Raw genomic sequence first — 25839 nt, 5'->3', positions numbered from 1 at the left:
GCGTGTGGGGCGTCACTCGGAGTGCGCTGCATGCTAGATCCGGAACGTGGTCGCGAGAAGGTTCCCCGCACGTTCCGGCCGAAAACTGACCGGAACGCGGAACGGGGCGGCCGTCGCACGGCCGCCCCGATCTGATGATCCGCCAATCAGACTGCGTCAGAAGGCAATTCGGACCTTCAGCGCGGTCCGCTCGTCCATCGCCCGGTAGCCCTCGGGCACCCCGTCCAGGTCCACCGTCCGGTCGAACACCGCGCCCGGGTCGATCGCCCCGGACAGCACGTCGGGCAGCAGTTCGGGGATGTACGCCCGGGCCGGGGCGACGCCGCCGCCCACCCGCACGTTCCGGTCGAACATCTGACGGATGTCCACGCCCGCGCTGCCGCCGTGCGGCACGCCCACGTAGCCGACCCCGCCGCCGTCCCGGGCGATCGAGATCGCGGTGCGCATCGACTCCTCGGTGCCGACCGCCTCCAGCACGGCGTGCGCGCCCCGGCCGCCGGTCAGCTCGCGCACCGCCTCGATCGCGGCGTCGCCGCGCTCCGGCACCACGTCGGTGGCGCCGAAGGAGCGGGCTATCGCGGTGCGGCCCTCGTGCCGGCCGAGCGCGATGATCCGGCCCGCGCCCAGCCGGTGCGCGGCCAGCACGCCGCACAGGCCGACCGCGCCGTCGCCGACCACCGCGACGGTCGCGCCGGGCCGCACGCCCGCCGACACCGCGGCGTGGTGGCCGGTCGCCATCACGTCGGACAGCGCCAGCAGCGCCGGCAGCAGCTTCTCGTCGCCGGCCGCCTCCTTGGGCAGCTTCACCAGGGTGCCGTCCGCGAACGGCACCCGGACCGCCTCGCCCTGCCCGCCGTCCGAGCCGGGGATCCCCCAGAACCCGCCGTGCGGGCAGGAGGTCTGCAGGCCCTCGCGGCAGTACTCGCACACGCCGTCGGACCAGACGAACGGGGCCACCACCAGGTCGCCGACTGTGAGATCGCGCACCTCGGCGCCGACCTCCTCGACGAAGCCGAGGAACTCGTGGCCGATCCGCTGGCCGGCCTGGCGCTTGGCCACGCCACGGTACGCCCAGAGGTCGCTGCCGCAGATGCAGGCGTTCAGCACCCGCACCACGGCGTCGGTGGGGCGCTGGATCCGCGGATCGGGCACCTCCTCGATCCGGATGTCCTGGGGGCCGTGGATCACGGTGGCGCGCATGAGGGTTGTCCTTCGGTGCAGGGGTCGGATGCCGGGTTCGCACCCGCGTTCCACTGTAGGACGCCCCCGGAACCGCCGATCCGGCCGGAGCCCGCCCCGGCTCCCCGTAAAGTGGTGCGCTATGTACGCGCCATTCACCACCTCGCCGCTCCCGGCACAGCGCACCGGCCCCGGCGGGGGCACCGGGCGCGGCTTCGCGGTGGTCGACGTGGAGACCACCGGACTCGGGCGCTCGGACCGGGTCATCTCGGCGGGCGTCTACCAGCTCGACCCGGACGGCGAGATCACCGACCACTGGTACACCCTGGTCAACCCGGAGCGGGATCCCGGCCCGGTGTGGATCCACGGCCTGACCAGCGAGGTGCTGGCGGGCGCGCCGACCTTCCCGGAGGTCGCCGCCGAGCTCGCCGAGCGGCTGCGCGACCGGGTGATGGTCGCCCACAACGCCCTGTTCGACTGGAACATGATCTCCCGTGAGTTCTCCCGGGCCGGCCTGCGCGCCCCGGTGGAGCAGCGGCTGTGCACCATGGTGCTGGCCCGCGACCTGCGGCTGCCCCTGCCGAACGGCAAACTCTCCTCGCTGGCCGCCCACTTCGGGGTGAGCCAGCGTCAGGCGCACCACGCGCTGGACGACGCCCGGGTGCTCGCCGAGGTGTTCCGCCCGTCCCTCCAGCTGGCCCGCAACGGCGGGGTGCCGCTGCCGCTGACCGCCTGCGTGGCCGTCACCGACCTCGGCGAGAACGCCCCGGCCGGCCCGTCCCGCGGCTCCTGGAGCAGCTCGTACCGGCCCTCCCGCAAGCGCCCGGCCTGCCCGTACCCGAACCCGGGGCGCTGGGTGGACGGCTCGCCGCTGGTGCAGGGCATGCGGGTGGCGATCACCGGCGACACCGCCACCGACCGCGAACTGCTGGAGGACCGGATGATCGAGGCGGGCCTGCACATCGCCTCCTCGGTGAGCCGGCTCACCAGCCTGCTGGTCACCAACGAGCCCACCTCGTGGAGCGGCAAGGCCCGCAAGGCCCGCGAGTACGGCACCCCGGTGGTCGGCGAGGACGCGTTCCTGCAGCTGCTGCGGGAGGTCGCGCCGCACCCCGGTGCGTGACGCGGCGGTAAGGAGGGTTAGCGTGCCGGGTGTGTACCGATTCATGCTGTCCGCGCGCTGGGCGGTCATCGTCCTGCTGGCGCTGGTGCTGATCCCGACCATGGTCCGGTTGGGTTTCTGGCAGTACCACCGCCACGAGGCGCGGGTGGCCCGCAACGACCTGGTGGCCCGCAACCTGGGCAGCCCGCCGGTCGCCTTCGACTCGCTCTCCTCCCCGGGCTGGTCGGTCCCCGGCGACCAGGTGTGGCGCACCGTCACCGCGCAGGGGCACTACGACACCGCGCACGAGGTGGTCGTCCGCGGCCGCACCGAGCCGGGCGGCAGCTCCATCGGCTACTTCGTGCTCACCCCGCTGGTGCTGGCCGACGGCAAGGGCTCGGTGCTGGTCAACCGCGGCTGGGTGGAGTCCGCCGCGGACGCCGCCAGCCTGCCCGCCGTGCCCGCCCCGCCGTCCGGCGACGTGACGGTGACCGGGCGGCTGCGCGCCGACGAGACGTACGCCTCGCTGGGCGTGAAGAACCGCGGCGGCCTGCCGGACCGGATGTACAAGGTGATCAACAGCGCGGAGCAGGCCAAGTACTCCGGCGCCCCCGTGCTCGGCGGCTACCTGGAGCTGGCCTCCTCCCAGCCCGCGGCCGGCGCCTCCCCCACCCTGCTCGCCGAACCCGGCCACTCCGACATCGGCCCGCACATGGCGTACGCGATCCAGTGGTGGCTGTTCACCACGCTGATCCCGGTCGGCCTGGTGGTGCTCGCCCGCCGCGAGGCCAAGCAGCAGGCGGCGCAGCCCGCCAAGGCCGAGGAACTGGTCGGCGCTACCAGCTGAGCGGGGACGGCTCCAGCGGCTGTTCGGCCCAGATGGTCTTGCCGGTGCGGGTGTAGCGGCTGCCCCAGCGTTCGGTGAGCTGGGCGACCAGGTACAGGCCGCGGCCGCCCTCGTCGGTGAGCCGGGCCCGGCGCATCCGCGGCTGGGTGGCGGACGGGTCGGACACCTCGCAGGTCAGCACCGAGGAGCGGATCAGCCGCACCATCACCGGCCCGCCCGCGTACCGGATCGCGTTGGTGACCAGTTCGCTGAGCACCAGTTCGGTGGTGAACACCAGCTCGCCCAGCCCCCACTGCTCCAGGGTGCGACTGGCCGCCTCCCGCACCCCGGCGACGGCCGACGGGTCGGCCTCGATGGTCCAGGCGGCGGTGTCGTCGGGCAGCACGGGGTGCAGCCGGGCCAGCAGCAGCGTGACGTCGTCGCTCTGCCCGGCGGTGGCCATCTCCGCGACGATCGCCCGCCCGGCGGCGGCCAGGTCCCCGTCCAGGTCGGCCGCGCCGAGCTGGGCGGCGAGCTGCGCCATGCCCTCGTCGAGGTCGCCGCCGTCGCCGCCCTCGATCAGTCCGTCGGTGTACAGCGCCAGCACGCTGCCCGCGCGCAGCGCGCACTCGGCGGTCTCGAACGGCAGCCCGCCGACGCCCAGCGGCGGGCCCGGGTTGACCGGCAGGTACTCGACCCGCCCGTCGGGGTGGACCACGGCGGGCGGCGGGTGCCCGGCGCTGGCGGTCTGGCAGAGCCCGGACACCGGGTCGTAGACGGCGTACACGCAGGTCGCCCCGGACGGGTCGGCGACGCCGCGTTCGCGTTCCTCCTCGCTGCCCTCGACCACCAGCTGGGAGACCAGGTCGTCCAGGTGCACCAGCAGTTCGTCGGGCTCCAGGTCCAGGTCGGCGAGGGTGCGGACGGCGGTGCGCAGCCGGCCCATGGTGGCGCTGGCCTGGAGCCCGTGGCCGACCACGTCGCCGGCCACCAGGGCGACCCGGGCGGAGGAGAGCGGGATCACGTCGAACCAGTCGCCGCCGACGCCGGTCGCGGTGTCGGTGGGCCGGTAGACGCTGGCGGTGGTGGCGGCGGGCACGGCGGTCTCGGCGGGCGGCAGCAGGCTGCGCTGGAGGCCGACGGCGGCGCGGTGCTCGCGGGTGTAGCGGCGGGCGTTGTCCAGGGCGAGCGAGGCCCGGGCGGCGATCTCCCGGAGCAGTTCGAGGTCCTCGCGCCGGTAGGGGCCCTCGGCGCGGTCGCGGTGCACGGTGACCCGGCCGAGCGGGCCGCTGCGGGCCTGCAGCGGGGCGCTCATCGACGGCGGGTCGGGGACCGATCCGGCCGGGCCGCCGAGCTCCTCGCGTCCCAGCGGGCCGAGCGGGCGGTCGTCGGCGCGCGGCGGCCCGGCGGTGGCGGTGCGCCGGACGGCGAGCCGGCCGTCTCCGGCGGGCTGCGGCTCGTCGCCGGTGAACACGGCCTCGGCGATGTCCACCTCGGCCCGGTCGCCGAGGCCGGGGACGAGCACCCCGGCCAGGTCCTCGGCGGTGCCGGCCACCGACAGCGAGCCGCCGACGGCGGCGGTGGCCCGGTGCAGCACGTCGGCCCGCCGCCGGTAGCGGTGCAGTTCGGTGACGTCGCCGAACAGCGCGGTGACGCCGATCACCGCGCCGTCCAGGGACTGCAGCCGGAACGCCTGGATCTCCATCACCACGCCGCTGCCGGGGTCGTCCAGGGTGCGGATCCGCAGTGCGGTGCGGACCACGGGCTCGCCCGTGGCGATCACGTGCCGCAGGATCGCCTCGGTCGCGTCGGCGTCCTCGGGCTGCAGGAAGTCGCGCAGGTGGTGGCCGGCCAGGCCGTCGGGCAGGCCGGTGTAGGGCAGCAGGTGGGTGTTGGTGCGCAGCAGCCGCAGGTCGGAGTCGAACACCGCGAGGCCGACCCGGTCCTGCAGGAACAGTTCGCGGGTGAACGCCTCGTCCTGGCGCCGGCGGGCGACCGTGTCGGCGGGGGTGGCCAGCACCAGGGCGCGGACCTCGCCGCCCGCGCCGGACAGCGGCAGCACCTGGTAGGCGACCGCGAGCGGGTCGCCGGTGCCGGTGCGCAGCCGCACCTCGCCGGCCCGCCGGCCCAGCACGTGCTCGTCGACGGCGCCGTCGGCCAGCAGTTCGCGGGCGGGGCGGCCGGTGACCTGGGCGGCGTCCAGGGCGAGCAGCTGCTCGGCGGCGGCGGTCCAGCCGACGACGCGTCCGTCGCCGTCGACCAGGGCGGCCGCGACGCCGTCGATGTACGGCAACCGCCGACTCTCCATGCGCTGCACCTCGGGTGGGTGGTCCGGTCCCCCCATCTTCGGACGGTTCCCGGTCGCGCGCCATTGACGGCCGGTCGCCGCACCTGGTCGGCGCACAGCCATTGACGGCCCGTATTGGTCTACTCCACATTGACGGTGCAGTTGTCCTGATCCGCTCTTTCCCCCACCAGGAGCGCACCGTCATGACGCACCGCCCCCGCCTCGCGCTGGGCGTCGCCGCCCTCGCCGCCGCCCTGCTCCCCGCCCCGGCCTGGGCCGCGACGCCGTCCTCCGACACCGTCACGGTCTCCACCGGCAAGCAGCTCCAGGCCGCGCTGACGGCCGCCGCCCCCGGCAGGACCATCCGGCTCACCGACGGCACCTACACCGGCAACTTCAAGATCACCACACCGGGCACGGCCGCCGCCCGGATCACCCTCACCGGCTCCCCCGGCGCGGTCCTCACCACCTCCACCGGCGGCGGCTACGGCCTGTCCCTGAACGGCGCCTCCTACTGGACCGTCCAGGGCCTGACCGTCACCGGCGCGCAGAAGGGCATCATGGTCGACGCCTCCGACTGGGTGGTGCTCGACGGCGTGACGGTCCACCACACCACCATGGAGGGCGTGCACTTCCGCACCTCCTCCAGCCACGGCGTGCTCCGCAACTCGACCGTGCACGACACCGGCACCGCCCACGACGGCAAGGGCGAGGGCGTGTACGTGGGCACCGCCAACACGCTCACCGACCGCAGCGACTACGTGCAGATCCTGGACAACGTGATCGGCCCGAACATCGGCGGCGAGAACATCGACCTCAAGGAGGGCACCACCGGCGGCCTGGTCTCCGGCAACCGCTTCGACGGCAACGGGCTGACGAACGTCAACTACGACGACTCGTGGGTCGACGTGAAGGGCAACGGCTACGTCATCGAGAACAACACCGGCGTCCGCACCATGAACGACGGCTACCAGGTCCACAGCCAGGCCGCCGGCTGGGGCTGCGGCACCGTCTTCCGCAACAACCGCTCCGACCTGACCGGGGCCGGCGGCTCCAGCGCCGCGAAGTACGCGATCGACGTCACCGACTACGACCGCGCCGCCTGCCCGGTCACCGTCACCGCCGACAACACCGTCACCGGCGGCACCGCCCTGGTCAACCCCGGCATCCCGGTGGGCTGACCCTCCGTCACCCGGCCCGGCCGACCGGCGAGAATGGTCGGCATGGATCTCGGACTCAAGGACAAGGTGTACGTGGTCACCGGCTCGACCCGGGGACTCGGCCACGCCACCGCCGCACAACTCGTCGCCGAAGGCGCCCGCGTCGTCGTCACCGGCCGCACCGAAGCCGCGGTCGCCGCGGCGGCCGACGCCCTCGGCGACCGCGCGTACGGCGTGGCCGCCGACAACGCCGACCCGGCCACGCCGCAGCGCCTGATCGACGCCGCGACCAGCCGGTTCGGCGGCTTCGACGGCATGCTGATCAGCGTCGGCGGCCCGCCGCCGGGCCGGTCGCCACCGCCAGCGACGAGGCCTGGGGCGCGGCGTTCGACTCCGTCTTCCTCGGCGCGATCCGGCTGGCCCGGGCCGCCGCCGAACGCCTCCCCTCCGGCGGCGTCATCGCCTTCGTCCTCTCCACCTCGGTCCGCCAGCCGATCCCCGGCCTCGGCATCTCCAACGGCCTGCGGCCCGGCCTCGCCATGGCCGCCAAGACCCTCGCCGACGAACTCGGCCCCCGCGGCATCCGCGTCCTCGGCCTGCTCCCCGGCCGCATCGACACCGACCGGGTCCGCGAACTCGACTCCCTCGCCCCCGACCCCGCCGCCGCCCGCGAGTCCGCCGCCGCAGCCATCCCCCTCCGCCGCTACGGCACCCCCGAGGAGTTCGGCCGCACCGCCGCCTTCCTCCTCTCCCCCGCCGCCTCCTACCTCACCGGCCTCATGGTCCCGGTCGACGGCGGAGCGACCCGGGGCCTGTAGCCCGGGACGGACCGACTGTCCGCAAGTCGCGGTCGCCGGCGGGCCGTTGCCGGCGACCGCGAACCTGCCCGCGGACCGGCGTCAGTGGACGCGGGGGGTCTTGGTGCGGTTCTTGCGGGGGCGGGCCATGCGGAGGCGGAGTTCGGCGGGGAGGGTGGCCAGGCCGAGGGAGTGGCGGGCGTGCTCGACGGGGCCGGTGCGGTAGGCGTCGACCAGGGCGGCGGTGTCCGCGCCGGGGGTGAGGCGGAGGACGGTGTGGACCTCGGGCCGTCGGGCGGCGCCGGTGACGCGGACGGTCACCCGGTCGACCTCGGGGAGGGCGACGGTCTCCGTCTCGATCGCGTCCTCGACGGCGCGGCTGCGCACGTGCAGGGCGAAGTGCGGCCGGCCGGGCGCGGCCGGGGACGGCAGGTCGACGCCCGCCGGGCCGCCGCGGCGCAGCTGCGAGAACAGCCACCACAGGCCGCCGATCACCACCAGCGCGGGCACGGCGATCGCCACCGGCCAGAACCAGGTCTCGTCCTTCCAGCGGGTGCGGCTCGCAGTGCTGAGCACCGGCTGGTCGGGCGAGGTGAACGGCCAGTGCGGCGGCGGGGTGACGCCCAGGTGCCGGTAGACGTCCAGGCCGCCGAGCAGCACCAGCACCCCGCCGGCCAGCAGCAGGAGGCCGACCACGGCCAGCAGGGTGCGGTTGACGGCGCGTCGGCTCATCGGGGCGGCTCCAGCTCGGCGAGTTCACGGCGGTGGTGGCGCTCCCGCACCGGCTTGGTGCGGACGTCCAGCCGGTGCGGGGCGGCCAGCGGGATCCGGGCCAGCTCGGCCCGCAGGTCGCGCTCCACCCCGGCCGGGTCGGTGGTGCCGCTGACCGTCACCCGGGTGCGCCGCCGCCCCACCTTCACCTTCCAGGAGTGCACGTCGGCGCGCTGCTGCGCCCGGCGGGCGATCAGCGCGCCGACCGCGCTGCGGTGCATGGCGGTGCCGCGCGGCTCCAGGGCCAGCCAGCCGCGCAGTCCGCGTCCGAACGCCAGCACCAGCAGCAGCAGTCCGAGCAGCGCCACGCCGGCGGCGATGCCCAGCACCCACGGGTCGTCGAGGTGACGGGTCGCCAACTGGTGGGCCAGGTCCTTCCGCCAGGGCCGGGCCTGGCCGCCGGCCCGCACCGCGATCACGTCGTAGAGCAGCGTCCCGGCGGCGACCACCAGGACCACCACCACCAGCGCCGTGACCACGCCGCGCTCGGAGCGCAGCCAGCGGCCGGCGCTCCGCTTCCTCGGGTCCTTCGCCGTGTCGCTCATCGCAGCCCCGCGGGGTGCAGGCGGTCCACGATCACCTCGGCCGAGGTGACGGTGGTACCGGTCAGCTCGGCGACCCGGGTGCAGGCCGCGTCCTGCGCCGTCCGGCTCAGCTCCGCGACGTCGCACGGGAACGGCAGCTCGACGTGCAGGGTGAGCCGGACCCGGCCGTGCGCGTACAGCGCCGAGACCTTCGGGTAGGGCGGGTCCGGGCGGCCATGCCAGGCCGGGGCGAGCGCGTCGGCGGCGGCGCGGGCCGCGATCCGCCGGTACACCCGGTCCGCGATCTGTTCGCTGCCGCGCTGTGCGGGCGGGCCCGCCACCGCCCCCGAGTACGCCATCAGCCCCGCCGGTCCCGGCCGCGCAGCAGATCGCCGAGGTCACCGAGGTCGATGTCCCCCTCGATCAGCCGGCCCACCACGAAGCCCGCGGCACCGAGCACCGCGACCAGCAGGAACGCGGCGAAACCGCCGAAGTAGCCGGCGAAACCTAGGGCCATGCCGACGAGCAGGCCCACCAACGCCAGGTTCATCCGCCCACTCCTTCGGGGTCCGTCTCCGTGCCTCAATGGCTCAGCAGTTCAGTGGCTCGATGGCTCGTCGGGAGGCTCACTGCACCCGGGGGCGCCGTCCGGAGGTCGAGGGTTCCTCTTCCTCCTCCTCGTCCGGCTCGTCCGGCAGGTGCACGTCGTTCACGGCGATGTTCACCTCGACCACCTCCAGGCCGGTCATCCGCTCGACCGCCTCGATGATGTTCGACCGGACCTCGCCGGCCAGCCGCGGGATCACCACGCCGTACTCCACCACCAGCGCGATGTCGATGGCGGTCTGCTTCTCGCCGACCTCCGCCTTGATCCCGCGACCGATGCTGGACTTCGTCCCGGGCACCCGGTCGCGCATCGCACCGAACGTCCGTGAGAAGCCCGATCCCAGCGCGTGGATCCCGGACACCTCGCGGGCCGCCATGCCGGCGATCTTCTCCACCACTCCGACCGCGAGCGCCGTACGCCCGCGCTCGTCGCTCGGCGTCGACGCGTGCGACTCCGTCGCGTTCTTCTGCAGGTCTGCGGGCGTGGGGGTGTGGGGCTGCGCCATGTCGGGCCTCCTGACGTTCGAGTCCAGCTATATCGCAAATCACCCCAACCCTGACATTTCGCCACGCAGGACGCGCGCCGGTGCACGCAAACAGGGGCACGGCGAGCACCTTCGAGGTACCCGCACGCGCCCCTGCCGGCCGGTGCTGCCGCGCCTACATGCCGGCGAGGTCCCGCAGGCGGCGCGCCTGCGCCTGGCGCTCGGCGGCGCGCTGCTGGTCGTAGCTGCGCCCGCCCGCGCCCTGGAGGAGGGCCTTGGTCTCGATGACGGCGCTGCGCGGGGCGGACAGCAGAGCGGCCGCGAGGTCGCGCGCGGCGGCGGCGAGTTCGTCCGCGGGGACGGCGACGTTGGCGAGGCCGGTGGCGACGGCCTCCTCCGCGCCGACCCGGCGGCCGGTGGCGCAGATCTCCAGGGCGCGGGCGTAGCCGACCAGGTCGGTGAGGGGCTTGGTGCCGGTGAGGTCGGGGACCAGGCCGAGCGAGGTCTCCTTCATGGCGAACTGGACGTCCTCGGCGACCACGCGGAGGTCGCAGGCGAGGGCGAGCTGGAAGCCGGCGCCGACGGCGTGGCCCTGGACGGCGGCGACCGAGACCAGGTCGGCGCGCCGCCACCAGGTGAAGGCCTCCTGGTAGGAGGCGATCGCCTCGTCGAGTTCGGCGTCGGTGGAGGCGGCGAGCTGGAGGAAGCCGGTCTCGCCGGGGATGCCCTCGGGGGTGAACATGGCGCGGTCGAGGCCGGCCGAGAAGGAGCTGCCCTCGGCCTGGAGGAGGGCGACCCGGACGGTGCCGGGGAGGGCGCGGCCGATCGCGGCGAGGGCGCGCCACATGGCGGGGGTCTGGGCGTTGCGGCGCTTGGGGTCGCAGAGCGTGACGACGGCGAGTTCGCCGTCCAGGTCGAGGCGGACGCCGGCCTGTTCCCACGCGGTGCGGTCGGCGTCGGGGATGTGGGTGGTCATGGCGGTGCTACCTCCAGCGACAGGCGGGGACGCCCGCCGACCCCGACGGGCTACTGGAGAGTAACAAAGCCCCGGATCCGCGTACAGGAATGCCCGGGGAATGCGTGCGAAATGCCCGACGGAAGGGCCCGGAAACGGCGGTCGGCGGCTCGGGAGAACCCGGCCGCCGATCCGTGTGGAACGTCGTGCATGGCGAGCAGCATGCTGGTGCAGCGTGGGCGGCCGGGGCTGCTCGGGCGCCGCCCGCCGGATGTGATGGACCGTCAGGAACCGGCGGCCGCAGCGGCCTTGCCCTTGCCGCGAGTGGCACCGCCGCGACCCCGGAGGTTGACCCCGGACTCACTGAGCATCCGGTGGACGAAGCCGTAGGAGCGGCCCGTCTCCTCCGCGAGGGCGCGAATGCTCGCGCCGGAGTCGTACTTCTTCTTGAGATCGGCCGCGAGCTTTTCACGCGCGGCGCCTGTCACCCGGCTGCCCTTTTTCAGAGTCTCGGCCACCCGTGCCTCCTCGTAGAGGTGATCGGTCAGATTCCCATGATCACCCATTGCAAGGCTCCTGGCCACCCATTCGACAAGGTCCGTCGTCGGAATGCGGGCGCGGCCGGTGGTGTTCGCTCCGCACTACGGCGCTCACGGAGGGTGTGCGCCCCCTCCTGTGATTCGCCCCGGTGAGCGAATCCGCTGCTCAGCCCGGCCGGGCGGGGAGGGCGGCCGGGTACCGCAGCGGGGGGCCGAAGAGCCAACGGGCGGACCGGCCCGGGTGTTCCCGGGATCGACGGAAGACCAGTTCCCCTCGTACCGGCGGCCGACCCGGCGTCTACTCGCCGGTTCCGTCCGACGGACCCGGACGGTCCGCCGGGGCGGCGGGCGGGGTTCAGGCCAGCGACACCAGGTCGTGGTAGGCGGGGCTCCACAGGTCCTCGACGCCGTCGGGGAGCAGGATGATCCGCTCGGGCTGGAGCGCGTCGACCGCGCCCTCGTCGTGGGTGACCAGCACGACCGCGCCGGTGAAGGTGCGCAGCGCGCCGAGGATCTCCTCGCGGCTGGCCGGGTCCAGGTTGTTGGTGGGCTCGTCGAGCAGCAGCACGTTGGCGCTGGAGACCACCAGCGACGCCAGCGCGAGCCGGGTCTTCTCGCCGCCGGAGAGCACCCCGGCCGGCTTGTCCACGTCGTCGCCGGAGAACAGGAAGGAACCGAGGATCTTCCGGATCTGCACCAGGTCGGTGTCGGGCGCGGCGGACCGCATGTTCTCCAGCACGGTGCGCTCGGGGTCGAGCGTCTCGTGCTCCTGGGCGTAGTAGCCGATCTTCAGGCCGTGGCCGGGGATGACCTCGCCGGTGTCGGGCTGCTCCACGCCGGCCAGCATCCGCAGCAGGGTGGTCTTGCCGGCGCCGTTGAGGCCGAGGATGACGACCCGGGAGCCGCGGTCGATCGCCAGGCCCACGTCCGTGAAGATCTCCAGCGAGCCGTACGACTTCGACAGGCCCTCGGCCGTCAGCGGCGTCTTGCCGCACGGGGCCGGGTCCGGGAAGCGCAGCTTGGCGACCTTGTCGGACTGGCGGACCTGCTCCAGGCCGGAGAGCAGCTTCTCGGCGCGGCGGGCCATGTTCTGCGCGGCGACGGTCTTGGTCGCCTTGGCGCGCATCTTGTCGGCCTGCGAGTTCAGCGTCGCGGCCTTCTTCTCGGCGTTGGCGCGCTCGCGCTTGCGGCGCTTCTCGTCGTCCTCGCGCTGCTGCTGGTACTGCTTCCAGCCCATGTTGTAGATGTCGATGGCGGAGCGGTTGGCGTCCAGGTAGAAGACCTTGTTGACGACCGTCTCGACCAGGTCGACGTCGTGCGAGATGACGATGAAGCCGCCCTTGTAGGTCTTCAGGAAGTCCCGCAGCCAGGCGATGGAGTCCGCGTCGAGGTGGTTGGTGGGCTCGTCGAGCAGCAGGATGTCGGCGTCCGAGAACAGGATCCGGGCCAGTTCGACGCGGCGGCGCTGACCGCCGGAGAGGGTGTGCAGCGGCTGGCCGAGGATGCGGTCGGGCAGGCCCAGCGCGGCGGCGATGGTGGCGGCCTCGGCCTCGGCCGCGTAGCCGCCCTTGGTCAGGAACTCGGTCTCCAGCCGGGCGTACTTCTTCATCGCGTTGTCGCGGGTGGCGCCCTTGCCGTTGGCCATCCGCTCCTCGTTCTCGCGCATCTTCTTGAGCACGGTGTCGAGGCCGCGGGCGGACAGGATGCGGTCCCGGGCGAGCACGTCGAGGTCGCCGGTGCGCGGGTCCTGCGGGAGGTAGCCGACCTCGCCCGAGCTGGTGACCGTGCCGCCGGCGGGCAGGCCCTCGCCGGCGAGCACCTTGGTGAGCGTGGTCTTGCCCGCGCCGTTGCGGCCGACCAGGCCGATCCGGTCGCCCGGGGCGATCCGGAAGCTGGCGGACTCGATCAGGATGCGGGCACCGGCACGAAGCTCCAGGGCGTTCGCGGAAATCATGGCTGGGGTCACTCCTAGACGTGGGTATGGCACTCAGCCATGCGCTCCAGTCTACGGGAGGCCGCCAATCCCTTTTCTTCCGGCGGCCGGACGCGAGGGCCCGAACCCCTGCGCGCCCCCTGTTCCCGCACCCGCCCGCGCCGGCCCTGCCCGGTCACTTCTCGCAGGTCGGGGCCGCTGCCGCGAACGGCACCGAGGCGGCGCCGCAGTTGCTCTCCCGGGCGCCGCGGGTGGTGTCGTAGACCCAGGTGCCGATGACCGGGCCGTCGTCGATCGCGACCCGGTGGCCGTCCAGGGCGCGCATCTCCACGTCGGGGCCGGTGTTGAGGAAGTTGCCGGGGGCGTTGAGCGAGAACACCATGACGCCGCCGGGCAGCGGGCGGGTGCCGGAGCCGGGGGCGGGCGGGCAGGCCCGGGGGATCAGCACCGCGTCGTCGGTATGCGCGGTGCGCGCCGGGTCGAAGGTGCAGCCCGCCGGGGGGCGGGAGTTGAAGCGCAGGTCGCCGTCGCGGTCGCGGAAGCCCATCAGCAGGCCGGGGGTGACCACGGTGACGAAGGCGTCGGCCTTCGGGTCGGCGGACGGCTGGAGGGCGATCGCCGCGCGGTGCTCCGCCAGCTTCCGGCGCTGCTCCTCGGTGCGGTCGGCCGCGCCGGGTTCGCCGTCGGCGTGCAGCCAGTCGGCCAGGCCGGGGACGCTGCGGTGCCAGCGCACCGAGTGGTCGGCCGGGTCGACGGAGGTGACCATGCCGTCGTCCCAGACCACCGCCACGTTGTTGCCGATCATGGTCTGGTGGAGCGCGGTGCTGCCGTCCCGGCGGTAGGACCAGAGGTGGGCGCCGGTGGTCTTCGAGTAGGCCTCCAGGCCGGGGCCGACCTGCAGGTCGAGGTCGCCCGCGCCGGCCGACTGCGCGCCGACCGGGCTGACGTCCGCCGCTCCGGGCAGGACCTGGTCTCCGAACGGCTGCGGGCGGTTGGCGTGCGCCGCCGCACCGGCCGCGAGGACCAGCAGGACGGCAGCGGCGGGCAGGACCGATCGGGGCGACAGACTGCGCAGCGGATTGAAGGACACCGCCGGAGCGTACCGTCCGCCCGTGACGGAATTCAGCTGGATTCGAACGCGCCACGCCACCGCGGCAGCCCTTATACGGTTCCGACACAACCTGCTCCGACCTGCGTCACCGAAGGCCTCCGCGGCCCGGGCGGCCCGTTAGGGTACGGCTTCGAAGGGCCAAAGGACTGTTACAGAGGTGAAACAGGATGCAGTTTGACGACGATGCCCGGCTCGACGACTCGCAGGTGGAGGACCGGCGGGGCTTCCCCGGCGGCGGCCTGGCGATCGGCGGCGGCGCGATCGGCATCCTGGGCCTGGTGATCGCCCTGGTGCTCGGCGTGGACCCGGGCATGATCGGACTGTCCGGCTCCGACGGCGCCAAGCCGGCCGGGCAGGGCGCCGGCGCGGACCAGGTGTCCCAGGAGTGCCGGACCGGCGCGGACGCCAACAAGCGGCAGGACTGCCGGATCCTCGCGGTGGTCAACAGCGTGCAGAACTACTGGCAGGCCGACTTCGCCTCGCGCGGCCGGAAGTACGCGCAGGCGCAGACCGTGCTGTTCACCGACCGGGTGTCCACGGCCTGCGGCCCGGCGTCCTCGGCGGTCGGGCCGTTCTACTGCCCGGGCGACCACAAGGCCTACTTCGACCTCGGCTTCTTCAACGACATGACCCGCCAACTGGGCGCCCAGGGCGGCCCGTTCGCCGAGGCGTACGTGGTGGCCCACGAGTACGGGCACCACGTGCAGACCCTGCTCGGCACCATGGACCGGGTGGGCAGCGACCGGCAGGGCGCGGACAGCGCCTCGGTGAAGCTGGAGTTGCAGGCCGACTGCTACGCGGGCGTGTGGACGCACCACGCCACCACCACCCCGCAGGCCTCCACCGGCCGGCCGCTGATCACCCGGCTGACCGACGAGGACATCGCGCGGGCGCTGGACGCCGCCGAGTCGGTGGGCGACGACCGGATCCAGCAGCGGGCCACCGGGAAGAGCAACCCGGAGACCTGGACGCACGGTTCCTCGGCCCAGCGCACCCAGTGGTTCACCACCGGCTACCGGACCGGCGATCCGGCCAAGTGCAACACCTTCGGCTGACCGCGACGGCGGTGACCCGATGGGGTGACATGCGGCCTTTATGACGTTCTGTCAGGCTAGGCTCCGAGGGCCGAAGTTGCCCCCAGCCCGTTCGGAGAGAGCCCATGCGCCTCGGACGCCTGACCCTGGCCGCCGCCGCTCTGCTGCTGATGACGACCGCGAGCGTGCCGTCGGGCACTCCGCTCAGCCAGACCGAGCGGCACACGGCACTCTCCTCGGACGCCGTCCAGCCGCGCGGCGGGGCGCCCCGGCCGGTGGTGCAACGGGCCCCGCACGAAGTGCCGTTCGGCGCCTTCGTCGGCTCCTGGGACGACTACATCCCGAACATCGCGCGGATGGCGGCCTGGCTGGACAACGCCAACATGCAGGTCGGCCACACCTACCTGGCCGGCAACAGCTGGCAGGACGTCGAGGGCGAGGCGGCGGTGCTCGGCCTGTGGTCGCAGTGGCGGCAGGGCGAGCCGTCGCGGCGGCTGGTGCTGGGCGTGCCGATGCTGGTCCCGAACGAGGGCAACGTGCCGGACGAGGAGGTGGCCCGGCTGCTGGAGCGCGGCAACCGGGGCGAGTTCGACCAGCACTTCCTGATGCTGGCCCGCAAGCTGGTGGCGCTGGGCGGCGCCGACACCGTCCTCACCCTGGGCTGGGAGATGAACGGCGTCACCTACACCTCGCGCTGCAAGCCCGACCCGGCGGCGTGGAAGACGTACTGGCGGCGGATCGTCGGCGTGATGCGCTCGGTGCCCGGGCAGCGCTTCTCCTTCGACTTCACCCCGACCCGCGGCCTGGACGCCGTCCCGTGGACCCGCTGCTACCCGGGCGACGACGTGGTCGACATCATCGGCATGGACAGCTACGACCAGCCGGCGGGCGGCACCTTCGACGAGTACGTCACCGAGCCGTACGGGCTGCAGGACCAGGTGGAGTTCGCGGCCAAGCGCGGCAAGCCGGTCTCGTACCCGGAGTGGGGGCTGTTCCGCAACGGCGACAACCCGGAGTTCGTGCGGCGGATGGTGGAGTGGATGCGCACCCACGACACCGCCTACCAGACCGTCACCGACTACTGTCCGCACGGCTTCTGGGAGTGCAAGGACAACCCGAGGTCCGCCGCCGTGTACCGGCAGTTGATGGCCGGCTCGGCCGGGGCGGCAGGGCCGGCCAAGGCGTCCGCCCAGCCGTCCCCGCCGCCGTCGCCGCCGTCACCCAAGGCGTCGGCGCACTAGCGCCTCCTTCAGGCCGGGCAGCCTGGTCCGCAGCAGGTGTACGGCGGCGCCCCGGGCCCGCACCCGCAGGGCGCGGGCGGCGGCCCACGGGGCGAGCCGGCCGGGGCCGAGCACCAGTCGCTGGTTGGCCAGCCGGTCGGGCCGCCAGCGCTGCTTGTACGGCTCCTGGCCGCGCAGCAGGCTCAACTGCGGGATCCCGGCGGACCGCACCTCGTCCAGCGCGGCGCCGAACAGCAGGCCGGCGATGTCCAAGCGTTCGCGCAGCCGCGGGTGCGCGCCGTACATGTAGAGGCCGCCGAACGGGGCGCACAGCAGCACCAGGTTGACCGCCAGCAGCTCGCCGTCGAGCTCGAAGCGGTGTATGGCGGCCCGGCGGGTGGCGACCAGGCCGGTGGTGGACTCGACGAGGTGCTCCTCGAAGCGCCCGGTGAGGTGCTCCGGGGTGACCCCGCGGTCCTGCCACTGGAGGCGGTGCAGCCGCAGCAACTCGCGGACGGTGTCCGGGACTTCGTCGGCGGTCGCGGAGTGCACCAGGATCCCGGCCTCGGCGATCCGGCGCAGCTTGACCCGGCTGCGCTGGGCGGTCTTGCCGGGCAGCCGCTTGAGCAGCTCGTCCATCGGGACGGCCGGCAGGTACTGGCAGAGCGAGTCGGCGAACCGGTGCCGGCGGCCGCGCCAGTGCGCGAACACCCTCTGCACGGCGGCCTCGGGGTGCACCTCGCGCAGTTCCAGGCTGTGCCACGGGAGGCGCAGCGGCAGGGCGGCGGCGAGTTCGGCGGCGGCGCGGTCGGCGCACTCGTCGTCGAGCAGCACGTCGGTGAAGTCGACCAGGCCCGCGCCCAGGTTGGTCAGCGCGCCGAACGGGCCGCGGCGGCGCAGCGCGGCGGCGGCGACCAGCCGGCCGTCGCGGCGGACCAGCACCAGCACCAGCGCGCCCGGGCGGCCGTAGCCGCGCCACCAGGAGCGCAGCCAGGGTGCGGCCTGGAAGGTGGTGGCGGTGGCGCAGCGCCGGTACAGGTCGTCCCACTCCTCGGCGACCAGGTCCAGGGCGTCGTCGGTGCGCAGCACTTCGGCGGTCCACCGCTCGCGGTCGGCGGCGGCGCGGCCGGCCTGGACGGGCACCCGGGGGTCGGCGGCGGCCCGCTGACGGAGTCTCATCGGGCGGCCACCGCCTCGGGCCCGGTCCCGGCGGCGGCCTGGGCGGGCAGCGCGGCGGGGGCGGCCCCGGCGGTCTCGGCGGTCTCGGCAGGGGCAGCCTTGCGGCGGGTGAGCATGGCCAGGGCGCCGAGCAGCACGCCGGCGGCGCCGCCGACCGCGGTGTCCAGCGCGGCGGACGGCGAGGCGGGGGCGTCGGGTTCGGCGGCGGCGGCCAGTTGGACGAGCTTGACGCCGGTCTCCTTGCTGCTGGCGCTGCCGAAGGCGATCAGCGAGCGGGCGACCGCGTCGGCGTTCTGCACGGCGTCGTCGGCCGTGCTGCTGGTGCCGGTGATCGCGATCACCGGGGCGTCCGGGGAGGTGGTGCCGCGGACCAGCTTGGTCAGCGTGGCGACCGTGTGGTGGGTCTCGGCGGCGGCCCCGATCAGCACCTGCGGCTGGCCGGTGAGCCGGCCGTACGCCTGGGCGAAGTTGACGGTGTTGACGTTGTCGCCGGGGTTCTGCGGGACCACCACCACGTACGAGCTCGCGACGTAGGAGGGGTGCGAGACGACGGCGTAGCCGGCGCCGGCCACCGCGCCGAGCGGGACGGCGACGGCCAGCGGCCACCAGCGGCGGGCCAGCGCGCGGGCGCTGCGGCGGGGATCGGGCATCGGGGGCTCCAGGTGCTACAGGGACGGGAGGCGGGCGGGTTCGGTGCGTCGCCGCGCGGGGTGCCGGGGGCCGGGCAGAGCGCCGGCCGACTCCCGGTAGAGGGCGGCGAGTTCGGCCGCGATCCGGGTGATGTCGTAGTGCGCGACGGCGGGCGGCACCGGGAGGAGGCCGGGCGGAGCGGCCGCCAGGGCGGTCAACTCGCGGGCGTAGTGGTCGGGTTCGGAGGGCAGCAGGCGGGCGTGCGGGGCGGCGGCGGTCGGCAGGTCGGCGAGCGCCGGGCAGGCGGAGTGCAGCACCGGCAGGCCGGCGGCCAGGCCCTCCAGGGCGGCGAGGCCGAAGGTCTCGGCGCGGGACGGCGAGACCAGCACGTCCATGGCGGTGAGCAGTTCGGGCACGTCGTCGCGTTCGCCGGTGAGCACCAGCCGGTCGCGGACGCCGAGCCGTTGGGCGCGGGCGGTGAGCGCGGCGCGGGCGGGGCCTTCGCCGACCAGCAGCAGCCGGGCGGCGGGCGGGAGCGCGGCCAGCGCGGCCAGCGGGACGTGGAAGCGCTTCCCGTCGACCAGCCGGCCGACCCCGCCGACCACGAACGCGTCGGCGGGCAGGCCGAGTTCGGCGCGCAGCCGGGCCCGGTGGGCGGCCCGCTCGGCGGGCCCGAACCGGTACCGGGCGGCGTCCACGCCGTTCGGCAGCCGCCGCACCCGGTGGGCCGGCACGCCCCAGGCGTCGAGCACGGCGGCGACCTGGCCGGAGACCGCGAGGGTGGTGCTGCCGAGCCGTTCGGCGGCCAGGTAGAGCGCCTTGACGCCCCGGGAGGTGGGCCGGCCCTCGATCACCCCGGCCTGCAGGGAGTGCTCGGTGGCGAGCACGCCCCGCACCCCGGCGAGCCGGGCGGCCAGCCGGCCGTACAGCATGGCGCGGTACAGGTGGGTGTGGACCAGGTCGTAGCGGCCGTTCCGGATCAGCCGGGTGAGCCGGGGCAGCACGCCGAGGTCGCGGTTGCCGCGCATGCCGAGGTGGTGGACGGTGACGCCGTCGGCGCGCAGTTCGCGGGCCACCGTGCCGGGGTCGGTCAGGGTGGCCACCTCGTGCCGCTGGTCCTTCGGCAGGTGCCGCAGCAGCAGGGCGAGCTGGCGTTCGGCGCCGCCCGCGTGCAGGCCGGTCACCACGTGCAGGACCTTCACGGCCGCGCCCCCGCGGCGGACCTCGGCGGGGCCCAGCGCAGCCCGGTGACGGCCTCCCGCCAGTGGTGCCGGCCGTGCTTGGCGCGCAGCCGCCAGGCGCCGTCGCGGTCGCCGACGTAGCTGCGCGGCAGGGCGTGGCGGCCGGTCAGCGAGGAGTGGTCGATGGCGCAGGCGTAGTCGTAGCCGGCGTCCCGGACGGCCCGGGCGGCGGGCAGGTCGACCGCGCCGTAGGGGTAGCAGAAGCCGCTGACCGGGCCGGCCACCAGGTCCTCCAGGGCGCGCCGGCTCTCCCGGGTCTGGCGTTCCAGCTCCTCGGGCGAGAGGCCGGCCAGGGCCCGGTGGCCGAGGCCGTGCGAGCCGATCTCCCAGCCCGCCTCGGCGAGTTCGGTGACCTGCCGGGCCGTCAGCAGCTGCTTGCGGGGGCCTTCGCTGTCCCAGTGGTTGCAGGCGCCGAGCAGGTCGGGCAGCACGTACGCGGTGGCGGTGAAGCCGTGGTCGCGGAGCACCGGGACGGCGTGCCGGGCGAAGTCGGCGTAGCCGTCGTCGAAGGTCAGGCCGACCAGTTTGGACTCCCGGCCGCGGGCCTGGGCGGCCAGCAGTTCGCGGACGCTGACGCCGCGCCGGCCGGAGCGATACAGCCAGTCCATCTGTTCGGCGAACCGCTCGGGGCTGACGGTCAGCAGGTACGGGTCCTCGGTCTCGTCGGCGACGGAGTGGTACATCAGGATCCAGGGGGCGAAGCGGGGTGCGAGCGCCTGCGCCGGCAGACAGGCTTCAGCGTCCATGCGGCTTCCCTTCGGCGGGTGAGGGGGCGTGCGGTCGCCGGGCCCGGGCGAGCAGCGCCAGGACCGGGCCGCGGACCTCGGCGGCGCCGAACAGCGCGCCGAGGGCCGCGAAGACCAGCAGGACGGTGGCGCCGCCGAGCAGCGCGGCGGACAGCGGCGCGGTGGCGGTGCGGACGGCGAGCGAGCCGGCCCCGGCCGCGGCGATCGACGCCGCCAGCAGCCGGGCCTGCCCGCCGAGCACCAGGCCCAGCCGCAGCGCGATGCCGCGCAGCATCAGGCCGCGCATCAGCAGCGCCGCGGTGCAGGTGATCCCGACCGCGTTGCCGGCGGCCAGGCCGGGCGCCCCGAAGCGCGGGGTGAGGGTGACGCCGAGGCCGAAGGTGACGACCAGTCCGAGCGTCATCGCGCCGACCGGGTACCAGTCCAGCCAGGTGGTCCGGTCGCCCTCGGCGCGCGGGGCCTCGGCGCGCCGCACCACCGGCCGGACGCAGAAGTACGGCCGCACCATCACGCCGATCATCGCCTGCGCGGGCAGGCCGAAGGAGTAGACCCGGATGACGGCCGCGGTGGCGTCGGTGTCGGCGGGGCCGAACGCGCCGCGCTGGAACAGCAGCGCGACCACGGCCGGCGCGCAGGCCAGCAGGAAGGCGGTGCCGAGCAGCACCAGGGCGGCGGCCTGGCCGAGGTCCTTCTCGACCCGGTCGCGGGCGGCCGCGAGGTCGCCCGCGGCCATCGCCCGGGCCACCACCGGGAAGGTCACGGTGACGATCAGGATCGCCGAGGTCATCGCCAACTGGCTGACCTTCGCGGCGTAGTTGAGGTGCGAGATGGTACCGGGCGGCAGGCCGGAGCCGAGGAACCGCTCGATGAACACCTGGGACTGCCGGGTCAGCGAGAACGCGGCGACCGGCAGCAGCGCCAGCGGGATCAGCACCAGCCCGCGCCCGGCGCCGCGCTGCCGGGCCGTCCGCCGCCGGGTGCGCAGCCGGCGGACGAACGGCACCACCAGCACGCCCGCCATCAGCAGGCTGCCGAGCGCCACGCCGAGCGCGGCGGAGCGCACCCCGAGCAGCCGGTGGCCGCTGAGCAGCAGCGCCAGGATGCCCAGGTTGTACATCACGTAGATGACGGCGGGCGCGGTGTAGGCGGCCTGGGCGCGCAGCGCGGCGGCCAGGTAGCCGGCCACGCCGAACGGCACCACGGTGATCGCGGTGATCCGGGTGCAGGTGACGGCCAGTTGCGGGTCGGCCAGGCCGGGGGCGATCAGTTCGACCAGTTGCGGGGCGCCGAGCGCGGCGGTGGCGGACAGCGCGCACAGCGCGAGCAGCAGCCAGGGCAGCGTGGAGCGGGTCAACTGCCGTACCGGGTCGGGCCCGTGCGGGCGTTCCTCGCGCAGCACCAGGGCCAGGCTGAAGGCGGGGACCATCAGGAACGCCATCGCGTCCTCGATCAGCAGCGGCGCGGCGGTCTCCGGCACCGTCCAGGCGACCAGGAAGGCGTCGGTGCCCTGGTTGGCGCCGAAGTAGCGGGCCAGCAGCAGGTCGCGGAGCAGGCCGAGGCCGGAGCCGGCCGCGCTGAGCAGCGCGGTGACGCCGAACGCCTTGGCCAGGAAGCCGCTCCGGGACGGCGCGTCGGTGTCCGCCCGCGGGGCCGGTACGGGGCGGTGGCGGCCGGGGCGGCCTGGGCCAGCGGCTGATCGGTCGTCATGCGCCGCACGCTCCACGGGAGTCTGGGCCGTCCTCCGGGCCGGCGGCAGGACCGTCCGCCGCGCCGGCGTCCGGGCCGGGGAGCGCGGTGCGGGCGGCCAGGCCGAGCACGACGGAGGTCAGCACGGTGGTGGTGCCGCCGATGTCGGCGTACAGGAAGTCCCAGAGCACCCAGGCGAGCAGGGCGAGGGCGGCCAGGCCGGGGCCGGTCGCGCGGCGCAGGCACCCCAGCAGCAGGGTCAGGAACAGCGCCAGGTAGGCGAGGACGCCGAGCAGGCCCTGTTCGCTGAGCACCAGGAAGTACATGTTGTGCGGGGAGAGCAGCGGCTCGCGCTGGAAGCCGATGGTGGCGTCGGCGGCGTCGCTGCCGGAGGAGAGCCGCAACGGGGCGTGGCTGTCGCGCAGTTGCTGGAAGGCCTTCGGGCCGGCGCCGGTGGCGGGGTGGTCCTGCCAGATCCGGACGGCGGTGGACCACAGGTCGTAGCGGTCGGAGACGGACTGGTCGGGGGCGGCGGAGACCGAGCCGATCGAGCCGAGCCGTTCGGCGACGCCGGACGCGCCGAGGCCGAGCCCGCCGATCAGCACCACCGCGGCGGCCGCGCCGATCAGCACGCTCCGGACGGCGAGCCGGGCGTCGGCGCGCAGCAGCAGCACGGCGGCGGCGACCGCGGTGGCGATCCAGCTGCCGCGGCTGAACGAGACCGCCAGCGGGAAGGCCAGGAACGCGGCGCTCGCCCACATCGCGCGGCGCAGCCGGCGGCTGCCGCCCGGGCGTCGCTCGGCGAGGGCCAGCGCGAGGGCGGCCAGCATGCCGTAGGAGACCACGGTGGACATCGCCATGATGTCGAGCGCGCCGAAGGTGCCGACGGCGCGGATCGGCTGCCCGGTGTAGGAGGCGCCGGTGCGGGTCAGGTACTGGTTCGCGCCGACCGCGCCCTCGATCAGCGCGGCCAGCACGAACGAGCCGAGCACCAGCCGCTGGTCGCTCCGGTCGCGGACGGCGAGCAGCACGGCGGCGGGCACCAGCACGAAGATCTGCACCAGCCGGACGAAGCCGGTGAGGCTGGCGGACGGGTCGACGGAGTGCACGGTGGCGACCGCGGCGGCCAGCACCACGGCGCCGAACAGGGCGGCGGCGGCCGGGTCGATCCGGGGCAGCCGGCCGCGCAGCAGGTCGACGGCGATCAGCCCGACCAGGGCCAGCGAGGCCAGGTCGGCCGGGGTGACGTGGACGGCCGCGGTGACGTCCTTCTCGCCGGTGGGGACGCAGACCAGCAGCACGGTGGCGGCGGCCAGCCGGCTCGGCCGGGGGCGGCTATCGCCGCCAGGCGCCGGGCCGGGAGCGGGAGTTGGAGGGTGAGGGCCACGTGCGCTGTCAGCTTCCGTCCGGGCGGACCACCAGGGCCGCGGTGCGCAGCAGGATCTTGGCGTCCTGCCACAGCGTCCAGCCCTCGATGTAGCGGTTGTCGAAGCGGGCCCGGTCCTCGATGGAGGTGTCGCCGCGCAGGCCGTTGACCTGGGCCAGGCCGGTGAGCCCGGCGGGCACCCGGTGCCGGTCGGCGTACTCGGGGTAGGCCTGGCTGAACCGCATGACGAAGTACGGGCGTTCGGGGCGGGGGCCGACCAGGCTCATGTCCCCGCGGACGACGTTCCACAGCTGCGGGAGCTCGTCCAGCGAGGTCTTGCGGAGGAAGCGGCCGGCCGGGCCCACCCGGTGGTCCTGCGCGATGTTCCAGCGGGTCGCCGACTCGTGCTCGTTGCTGGGGCGCAGGGTGCGGAACTTGAGGAGGGTGAACACCCGGCCGTCGACGCCGGTGCGCTGCTGGCGGAACAGTACGCCGGGGCCGGTCTCCAGGCGCACCGCGAGGGCGCACAGGGCGAGCACCGGGGAGATCAGCAGCAGGCCGAGGCCGGCCGCGGCGATGTCGAAGCCGCGCTTGACGATCCAGCCGTGGCGGCGCATCGCGGGGCGGGCAGCCGCATGCAGGGGAATCCCCACAGGTGGTCGCCGACGCCCTGCACCGAGTCGAACTCGCGCAGGCCGGGACCAGCCAGACCTGGCAGCCGAGCCGGGCGGCCAGCCGCAGCGCGGCCAGTGTCTCGGCGTCATCGGCGGCGCCGCCGGTGGCCAGCACGTGGTGGACCCGGTAGCGGCGCAGCACCCGGCCGAGCGCCTCGCGTCCGCCGAACACCGGCAGCGGGCCGCCGGGCGGCAGCAGCACCGGGTCGGGGTCGAGGTAGCCGACCGGCCGCAGGCCGTACTCGGGGCGGGCGGTGAGGACGGCGGCGATCCGCTGGCCGAGTTCGCCGGCGCCGAGGATCAGCGCGGGGCTGGGCCGGCGGCGGCGGGCCAGCCGGGTGCGGTGGTGCACGTAGGCGCGGCCGAGGGCGGCGATCGGGAGCATCAGGGCGAGCAGGGCGAGCAGCCGCATCGGGCCCATCGCGCGGAGGTCGCTCCAGTGGCCGGTCAGGCAGGCGTCGGCGGTGACCGCGAACGCGGTGGCGACGGTGGCGCGGGCGGCCAGGGCGGGGAGTTCGTCGAGGGCGGAGAGGCTGAGCCGGGAGCGGTAGAGGCCGCCCGCCAGGTTGAGCGGGAGCAGGGCGGGCAGCAGCAGGGCGGCGGTGGCGACGGGGCGGGAGCCGGCCGGGGCGGTGGCGGCGACGGCCAGGCCGACCGCGAGGGCGTCGGCGGCGGCCAGCGCGAGCGGCAGGGCGGCCCGGGAGTGCGGGCGGCCGCGGCGGCGACCGGCCCGGAGGTCGGCCGGGGCGGCAGGGCCGGGTGCCCGGCCGGTCGAGCAGCCCGGCGCCGTGGTGCGTGCCGTGGCGCCCGGGGCCCGCCAGGACCCGCCCCGGATGCGGCACGCTCTCGTGGTCAATGGTCATCAGCGCACGCACTCCCCTGCTGTCCAGGTAAGCACCTGCTGCCGGGAAAGGCGGTCGGCCATCTCTTTGCCAGGAATGGTGACGAAGCAGGCAGAATCAGACATTACCGAACGCCCTTACACGCATTGGCAGCTGACATGCCATTTCATTCCACCCGCCCAATAATCAGACATTCAGGAAAGACGGCCGCCTCGTTCGGGTCGGCGATCACGGCCTGACAAACGATCAGAACCGCTGCGGGACACGGGACCTGCGGCCCACCGGGACCACCCGGCTCCGAACAATCGTCCGGTAAATTGCCGCCACCTGCGGAATTACTTGCCGGATATCGTGATGATCTGCCACATGCGCACGGGCCAGAACACCGCGCCGTTCGCACTCGATCCGGTCGGAGAGGAATTCGACCAGGCGTTCGGCCATCGGACCGGGATTCTCCGGCGGCACCACCGAACGGCCGAGCTCACCCGGCGGCACGCACTCCCTGGACCCCGGCACGTCGGTCAGCAGCACCGGCCGCCCGCAGGCCATCGCCTCCAGCGGCGCCAGCGCCATCCCCTCCCAGCGCGAGGGCAGCACCGCCAGGTCGGCGGCGGCCAGCCAGAGCCGCGGGTCCGCCACGGCGCCGACCAGCCGCACCCGGGACGGGTCGGGCAGCGTCCGCACCCGCGCGGCCAGCGCGTCCGCCTCCGGCCGCCGCCGACCAGCACCAGCCGGGCCGCCGGGAGCCGCTCCTGCACCGCCGCCCAGGCGTCCAGCAGCACGTCCTGGCCCTTCTGCCGGCACAGCCGCGCCACGCACACCGCCAGCGGGGCGGACTGCTCCAGGCCCAGGGTCATCCGGGCGGACCGCCGGGACGCCCGGTCGACGGGCGCCCAGTGCTCCAGGTCGACGCCGTTGGGCACCACCCGCCAGTGCGCGACCAGTC

At 74.7% G+C, this 25839-nt stretch carries 24 protein-coding genes and 1 pseudogene; 6 read left to right on the top strand and 19 right to left on the bottom strand.

What is annotated here, in order from left to right; translation table 11 throughout:
* Positions 1–156 precede the first annotated feature (156 nt).
* On the bottom strand, positions 157–1200 hold the full coding sequence (locus KCH_RS26920; RefSeq protein WP_035867234.1) for a zinc-dependent alcohol dehydrogenase family protein: 1044 nt from the start codon (positions 1198–1200) through the stop codon (positions 157–159).
* Between the two features lie 121 nt (positions 1201–1321).
* On the opposite strand from KCH_RS26920, the gene KCH_RS26915 reads away from it, so the two are divergent.
* Both KCH_RS26915 and KCH_RS26910 read left to right on the top strand, forming a co-directional pair.
* Positions 1322–2302: a DEDDh family exonuclease gene (locus KCH_RS26915; RefSeq protein ID WP_035867233.1), complete on the top strand. Its 981-nt coding sequence runs from the start codon at positions 1322–1324 to the stop codon at positions 2300–2302.
* Positions 2303–2333: 31 nt separating this feature from the next.
* Positions 2334–3128: an SURF1 family cytochrome oxidase biogenesis protein gene (locus tag KCH_RS26910; protein WP_035867230.1), complete on the top strand. Its 795-nt coding sequence runs from the start codon at positions 2334–2336 to the stop codon at positions 3126–3128.
* Here the strand turns inward: KCH_RS26910 and KCH_RS26905 are convergent.
* Positions 3118–5415 (bottom strand): SpoIIE family protein phosphatase, encoded by a 2298-nt coding sequence (locus tag KCH_RS26905; RefSeq protein ID WP_035867229.1) that lies wholly within the window; start codon positions 5413–5415, stop codon positions 3118–3120. The two genes, KCH_RS26910 and KCH_RS26905, sit on opposite strands and share 11 nt — an antisense overlap.
* A 182-nt stretch (positions 5416–5597) precedes the next feature.
* On the opposite strand from KCH_RS26905, the gene KCH_RS26900 reads away from it, so the two are divergent.
* Both KCH_RS26900 and KCH_RS26895 read left to right on the top strand, forming a co-directional pair.
* Entirely contained in the window at positions 5598–6575 is a 978-nt protein-coding gene (locus tag KCH_RS26900) for a right-handed parallel beta-helix repeat-containing protein (protein WP_035867228.1), read from the top strand.
* Between the two features lie 42 nt (positions 6576–6617).
* Positions 6618–7372 (top strand): annotated as a pseudogene (locus KCH_RS26895) (SDR family oxidoreductase).
* Positions 7373–7453: 81 nt separating this feature from the next.
* Here KCH_RS26895 and KCH_RS26890 read toward each other — a convergent pair.
* The 9 genes from KCH_RS26890 to KCH_RS26850 form a co-directional block, all read right to left on the bottom strand.
* Positions 7454–8083, bottom strand: a complete 630-nt coding sequence (locus tag KCH_RS26890; RefSeq protein WP_035867226.1) for an Asp23/Gls24 family envelope stress response protein — start codon at positions 8081–8083, stop codon at positions 7454–7456.
* A complete protein-coding gene (locus tag KCH_RS26885; protein WP_051653486.1) occupies positions 8080–8667 on the bottom strand; it encodes a DUF6286 domain-containing protein in 588 nt (195 codons plus the stop codon). The genes KCH_RS26890 and KCH_RS26885 overlap by 4 nt, the downstream gene beginning before the upstream one ends.
* Positions 8664–9005 (bottom strand): hypothetical protein, encoded by a 342-nt coding sequence (locus KCH_RS26880; protein WP_035867224.1) that lies wholly within the window; start codon positions 9003–9005, stop codon positions 8664–8666. The genes KCH_RS26885 and KCH_RS26880 overlap by 4 nt, the downstream gene beginning before the upstream one ends.
* Positions 9005–9196: a hypothetical protein gene (locus tag KCH_RS26875; protein WP_035867222.1), complete on the bottom strand. Its 192-nt coding sequence runs from the start codon at positions 9194–9196 to the stop codon at positions 9005–9007. Before KCH_RS26875 ends, KCH_RS26880 begins: the two co-directional genes overlap by 1 nt.
* A gap of 76 nt (positions 9197–9272) precedes the next feature.
* Positions 9273–9758, bottom strand: a complete 486-nt coding sequence (locus tag KCH_RS26870) for an Asp23/Gls24 family envelope stress response protein (protein ID WP_035867220.1) — start codon at positions 9756–9758, stop codon at positions 9273–9275.
* A gap of 154 nt (positions 9759–9912) precedes the next feature.
* Positions 9913–10713: an enoyl-CoA hydratase/isomerase family protein gene (locus KCH_RS26865; protein ID WP_051653485.1), complete on the bottom strand. Its 801-nt coding sequence runs from the start codon at positions 10711–10713 to the stop codon at positions 9913–9915.
* A gap of 263 nt (positions 10714–10976) precedes the next feature.
* Positions 10977–11210 carry a helix-turn-helix domain-containing protein gene (locus KCH_RS26860; protein WP_014138756.1) on the bottom strand — a complete coding sequence of 78 codons (234 nt, stop codon included), beginning with the start codon at positions 11208–11210 and terminating at the stop codon, positions 10977–10979.
* A gap of 376 nt (positions 11211–11586) precedes the next feature.
* Positions 11587–13185, bottom strand: coding sequence for a ribosomal protection-like ABC-F family protein (gene abc-f / locus KCH_RS26855; RefSeq protein ID WP_035867218.1), 1599 nt, complete (start codon positions 13183–13185; stop codon positions 11587–11589).
* A 154-nt stretch (positions 13186–13339) separates the two neighbouring features.
* Positions 13340–14254, bottom strand: coding sequence for a PQQ-binding-like beta-propeller repeat protein (locus KCH_RS26850; protein WP_035867216.1), 915 nt, complete (start codon positions 14252–14254; stop codon positions 13340–13342).
* Between the two features lie 188 nt (positions 14255–14442).
* Between KCH_RS26850 and ypfJ the strand changes: the two genes are divergently transcribed.
* Positions 14443–15330, top strand: a complete 888-nt coding sequence (ypfJ, locus tag KCH_RS26845; protein ID WP_035867213.1) for a KPN_02809 family neutral zinc metallopeptidase — start codon at positions 14443–14445, stop codon at positions 15328–15330.
* Positions 15331–15434: 104 nt separating this feature from the next.
* Positions 15435–16550: a glycoside hydrolase family 26 protein gene (locus KCH_RS26840; RefSeq protein WP_051653484.1), complete on the top strand. Its 1116-nt coding sequence runs from the start codon at positions 15435–15437 to the stop codon at positions 16548–16550.
* On the opposite strand, the gene KCH_RS26835 is transcribed toward KCH_RS26840, so the two are convergent.
* The 8 genes from KCH_RS26835 to KCH_RS44970 form a co-directional block, all read right to left on the bottom strand.
* Entirely contained in the window at positions 16527–17708 is a 1182-nt protein-coding gene (locus KCH_RS26835; protein WP_051653483.1) for a GNAT family N-acetyltransferase, read from the bottom strand. The two genes, KCH_RS26840 and KCH_RS26835, sit on opposite strands and share 24 nt — an antisense overlap.
* A complete protein-coding gene (locus tag KCH_RS46205) occupies positions 17705–18358 on the bottom strand; it encodes a YveK family protein (RefSeq protein ID WP_051653482.1) in 654 nt (217 codons plus the stop codon). Before KCH_RS46205 ends, KCH_RS26835 begins: the two co-directional genes overlap by 4 nt.
* Positions 18359–18373: 15 nt before the next feature.
* Entirely contained in the window at positions 18374–19540 is a 1167-nt protein-coding gene (locus tag KCH_RS26825; RefSeq protein WP_035867211.1) for a glycosyltransferase, read from the bottom strand.
* Positions 19537–20325 (bottom strand): polysaccharide deacetylase family protein, encoded by a 789-nt coding sequence (locus tag KCH_RS26820; protein ID WP_035867209.1) that lies wholly within the window; start codon positions 20323–20325, stop codon positions 19537–19539. Before KCH_RS26820 ends, KCH_RS26825 begins: the two co-directional genes overlap by 4 nt.
* A complete protein-coding gene (locus KCH_RS26815) occupies positions 20315–22048 on the bottom strand; it encodes a lipid II flippase MurJ (RefSeq protein ID WP_084223942.1) in 1734 nt (577 codons plus the stop codon). The genes KCH_RS26820 and KCH_RS26815 overlap by 11 nt, the downstream gene beginning before the upstream one ends.
* Positions 22029–23312 (bottom strand): O-antigen ligase family protein, encoded by a 1284-nt coding sequence (locus tag KCH_RS26810; protein ID WP_063750186.1) that lies wholly within the window; start codon positions 23310–23312, stop codon positions 22029–22031. Before KCH_RS26810 ends, KCH_RS26815 begins: the two co-directional genes overlap by 20 nt.
* A 94-nt stretch (positions 23313–23406) precedes the next feature.
* The gene (locus KCH_RS26805; RefSeq protein ID WP_244305446.1) at positions 23407–24030 is read right to left on the bottom strand and encodes a sugar transferase; all 624 of its coding nucleotides are present in this window, start codon (positions 24028–24030) and stop codon (positions 23407–23409) included.
* Positions 24031–25139: 1109 nt separating this feature from the next.
* A complete protein-coding gene (locus KCH_RS44970; RefSeq protein WP_244305445.1) occupies positions 25140–25577 on the bottom strand; it encodes a glycosyltransferase in 438 nt (145 codons plus the stop codon).
* Positions 25578–25839: the final 262 nt, after the last annotated feature.

The sequence above is a fragment of the Kitasatospora cheerisanensis KCTC 2395 genome, from assembly GCF_000696185.1.
Lineage (GTDB): Bacteria > Actinomycetota > Actinomycetes > Streptomycetales > Streptomycetaceae > Kitasatospora > Kitasatospora cheerisanensis.
The sequence above is the reverse complement of the archived record's forward strand: the minus strand, read 5'-3'. Positions and strand labels throughout refer to the sequence as shown.

Excerpts from the sequence above, each read along its gene's own strand:
- KCH_RS26920 (WP_035867234.1), bottom strand. The coding sequence starts at position 1,200 with ATGCGCGCCACCGTGATCCACGGCCCCCAGGACATCCGGATCGAGGAG.
- KCH_RS26915 (WP_035867233.1), top strand. The coding sequence starts at position 1,322 with ATGTACGCGCCATTCACCACCTCGCCGCTCCCGGCACAGCGCACCGGC.
- KCH_RS26905 (WP_035867229.1), bottom strand. The coding sequence starts at position 5,415 with ATGGAGAGTCGGCGGTTGCCGTACATCGACGGCGTCGCGGCCGCCCTG.
- KCH_RS26900 (WP_035867228.1), top strand. The coding sequence starts at position 5,598 with ATGACGCACCGCCCCCGCCTCGCGCTGGGCGTCGCCGCCCTCGCCGCC.
- KCH_RS26890 (WP_035867226.1), bottom strand. The coding sequence starts at position 8,083 with ATGAGCCGACGCGCCGTCAACCGCACCCTGCTGGCCGTGGTCGGCCTC.
- KCH_RS26885 (WP_051653486.1), bottom strand. The coding sequence starts at position 8,667 with ATGAGCGACACGGCGAAGGACCCGAGGAAGCGGAGCGCCGGCCGCTGG.
- KCH_RS26880 (WP_035867224.1), bottom strand. The coding sequence starts at position 9,005 with ATGGCGTACTCGGGGGCGGTGGCGGGCCCGCCCGCACAGCGCGGCAGC.
- KCH_RS26875 (WP_035867222.1), bottom strand. The coding sequence starts at position 9,196 with ATGAACCTGGCGTTGGTGGGCCTGCTCGTCGGCATGGCCCTAGGTTTC.
- KCH_RS26870 (WP_035867220.1), bottom strand. The coding sequence starts at position 9,758 with ATGGCGCAGCCCCACACCCCCACGCCCGCAGACCTGCAGAAGAACGCG.
- KCH_RS26865 (WP_051653485.1), bottom strand. The coding sequence starts at position 10,713 with ATGACCACCCACATCCCCGACGCCGACCGCACCGCGTGGGAACAGGCC.
- abc-f (WP_035867218.1), bottom strand. The coding sequence starts at position 13,185 with ATGATTTCCGCGAACGCCCTGGAGCTTCGTGCCGGTGCCCGCATCCTG.
- ypfJ (WP_035867213.1), top strand. The coding sequence starts at position 14,443 with ATGCAGTTTGACGACGATGCCCGGCTCGACGACTCGCAGGTGGAGGAC.
- KCH_RS26840 (WP_051653484.1), top strand. The coding sequence starts at position 15,435 with ATGCGCCTCGGACGCCTGACCCTGGCCGCCGCCGCTCTGCTGCTGATG.
- KCH_RS26835 (WP_051653483.1), bottom strand. The coding sequence starts at position 17,708 with ATGAGACTCCGTCAGCGGGCCGCCGCCGACCCCCGGGTGCCCGTCCAG.
- KCH_RS46205 (WP_051653482.1), bottom strand. The coding sequence starts at position 18,358 with ATGCCCGATCCCCGCCGCAGCGCCCGCGCGCTGGCCCGCCGCTGGTGG.
- KCH_RS26820 (WP_035867209.1), bottom strand. The coding sequence starts at position 20,325 with ATGGACGCTGAAGCCTGTCTGCCGGCGCAGGCGCTCGCACCCCGCTTC.